A 3,014-nucleotide genomic window follows, 5' to 3' on the forward strand; every position below is an offset into this window, starting at 1 on the left:
ATAATTCACAATTGCCACCGACTAATAATGAAGCAGAACGGGCTTTACGACATGCGGTCATTGCCCGACGCATTAGCTATGGTACTCGTACCACTGAGGGGAGTTTAGCTTATTGCTCTATGTTGAGTGTTATTGAAACTTGTCGTTTGAGAAAAGTTGACCCTTGGAGTTATATTGCTCAAGTTCTCACTCAAGCTCGTCGGGGTATAAAACATCCTCCCATTCCTGTTGCTTCTTAATACCTTTTTAGTGGGGGAGTGTGAACAGTTACGCGAACACCTGTTCTCTTCTACCATGTCATGGTGTCCTGTGGTAATTTTTATTCTGGAAATCACCTAAAATACAGCCTTTGTTGCAAAAAACCCGATTGTGAGATGGAAGTGCTAAATGTCGGTAGTATAAACCGGAGAGTGAGAATTTAAAAGAACTGAGTCAGACTCACATTTTATAATGAATAAAGATTTAATGTAAGAAAGGAAGTATAACTTTGATTTTCCAAATTCCCCAAGAATTTCTGAGAGTGTTATTGGCTGAACACGATGTGTCAGATATACAAATGGAAGCTTTGTTTTTAGCTTTAGAAGGTCAGTCAAATGCTTTGATTGCAAAGCGTTTGGGCATCAGTGATGTGGCTGTCAGAAAAAGACTCGGTGAAGTTTATCGCAAATTTAATATTATTGGCAGTGGACCTGGTAAGTTATCTGAATTAAAGCAAATTTTTGTATCTTTATATGAAGCTCAGGAAGCATCGAATATATCCTCTACACCAGTTAATCTTGGGGAAGAACGCTTTCAGGTACGTCAAGATTGGGGTGAAGCACCAGAGGTGACTCTTTTTTACGGGCGGACTCAAGAACTAGCTACCTTAAAGCAATGGATTGTTAAAGACAAGTGCCGACTAGTAGTAATTCTTGGGATGATGGGTGGCATTGGCAAAAGCATTCTGTCAGTGCAGTTGGCTAAACAAATTCAGAATGAGTTTGAATGTGTCATTTGGCGATCGCTCCACTATGCTCCACCCATCCAAGAATTATTAACTGACCTACTCCAATCTCTGTTGCACCAAGAAGAAATCAACATCCCACAAGATGTTAGTGGGCAAATCTCTTTACTGATTGAGTATCTATCCCAACACCGTTGTCTATTGGTACTAAATGATTTAGAGACTGTTCTGCCAAGTAGCCAGTTAGCTCGACATTATCCCAAGGAATATGAGGGGTATGGAGAATTATTAAGACGCTTAGGGGAATCAAATCATAATAGCTGCTTGGTGTTGACCAGTCGAGAAAAATCTATAGAAATTGTTGATTTCACTGGAGACACACTGCCTATAAGGGAATTACTTTTGAGTGGTTTGCGTCTGGAAGATGCCAAAAATTTTATTTTTCCGATTAAAACTTTTGCAATTTCTGAGCAAAATTTATTAGAGTTAATTGAATTGTATCAAGGTAATCCTTTAGCTTTAGAAATAGCTTTCAAAACTATTAACAAAACATTTAAAAGTGACTTTAATAATTTTTCAAAACGCAATTTATCTTTAATCAATAATATTCTCAATGAATTTTTACAATCTTTTGAGAATATTTCTGATTTGGAAAAAAATATTATTTACTCTTTAGCAGTCAACCACCAGGCAGTATCTCTTGCAGATTTACAAGCAAGTTTAGTCTTTGCGATAGATTTGTCAGAATTGGATGCCTCGTTGAATTTACTCTTACAGCAATCACTTATTGTTCAAGAAGATCATGCAATGGTTGCTAAATTTACTTTAAACAATAGAGTAAAGAAATACATTACTAATCAATTTATTGCTAAGTCTTTAAACCAGATAGGTCATCAACAATACCTGGAAGGTGATTTTATTAGCGCCAAGTTTTCTTTAGTGTGGTCACTCAGATTTAATCCGGATCTTGCAGCCGCTCATTATAACTTGGGGTCAACTTATGAAAAGCTGCAAGAATTGGAGCGTGCGTGTTTCCACTATGAAATGGCTAAACATTATAAAACTCGTGCTGCTGATGCAGCTATCAATAATTTAGCACGATTGGAAATTATTAATGGAAACAGTGCTACTGCTATTGACTTGCTCTTATTCAGTTTAGAGCGTGTACAGGATGCTTTAGTGAAATATGCCTTGCACAAAAACCTTGGATGGGCATATCTTCAACAGAATCAATACATTAATGCTCAAGATTACCTTGGCAAGGCAATTGAATTAGATAGTTCCCGTCCCGATGCCTATTATTTATTGGCACAAGTGCAGGAAGCTTTAGAAGATAAGAAAAGTGCTTTTAGTCTATGGGAACAAGGTCTTAAAAATGACTCTAGAGACAAGAAACAAAAAAAAGCTCCTTGGAGAGTACCTGAATTAGATGTCTGGCAGTCTCAAGCTTATCAGCGCCTTAATTCAGTTGATAAGTAGCATAGGCTGAGAAATCACTTCGCAGATTTGGGGGAACAATAGGGTCTTGTTCAAATAAGGTAATATTCGCTGTTTGAGACTGTAAATTGGATAATTTCATCATATTGAAGAACGCCTAAGATTAGCTGAAAATGTTGAAAGGAGAAGGAACTCTGTCACCTCACTAAAGGAATAGTCTTAATGGTTTATTGGGAACCAATTTAGGTAAATATGAAGCTATATGCCTTTTGGGAGTAAATAAATACCAAGGTGTAGAAGCAAAAAAGCAGCTAAATAAGTAACTAAGGGATGTGGATTAAATAAAGTACAAAAGTTGTGGCAGGGGATAGTAGACTAAAGAAGTGGTTATTAGGAGGCAATATCGTGATAGAAATCTACTCTCCAATGCTAGAAAAGCAGATGCAAGATTACTATGAATCTCTATCGGAGAAAGACCGTAGGCGGTATGCAGCAATTGAAGCAAAAAAGCTTGGGTACGGGGGGATTGGATACATAAGTAAATTGTTGGGATGTAACTACAGAACAATCAATAGAGGGATAGAGGATCTTGAACAGCAGAGTAAAACCAGCAGTTTGAGAATTCGCCGTCCAC

General features: G+C 37.4%; 2 protein-coding genes and 1 pseudogene. All 3 read left to right on the forward strand.

Annotated elements, in window-relative coordinates; genetic code table 11:
• On the forward strand, nucleotides 1–239 hold a 239-nt coding region (locus VB654_RS25115; RefSeq protein WP_323216552.1), incomplete at its 5' end, for an IS66 family transposase.
• A gap of 248 nt (nucleotides 240–487) precedes the next feature.
• Nucleotides 488–2,422, forward strand: coding sequence for an NB-ARC domain-containing protein (locus tag VB654_RS25120; RefSeq protein WP_323216553.1), 1,935 nt, complete (start codon nucleotides 488–490; stop codon nucleotides 2,420–2,422).
• A 363-nt stretch (nucleotides 2,423–2,785) separates the two neighbouring features.
• Nucleotides 2,786–3,014 (forward strand): annotated as a pseudogene (locus VB654_RS25125) (hypothetical protein); the annotation flags it as partial.

Origin of the sequence: Nodularia sp. UHCC 0506, assembly GCF_034931045.1 — a bacterium.
Taxonomy (GTDB): Bacteria; Cyanobacteriota; Cyanobacteriia; order Cyanobacteriales; family Nostocaceae; genus Nodularia.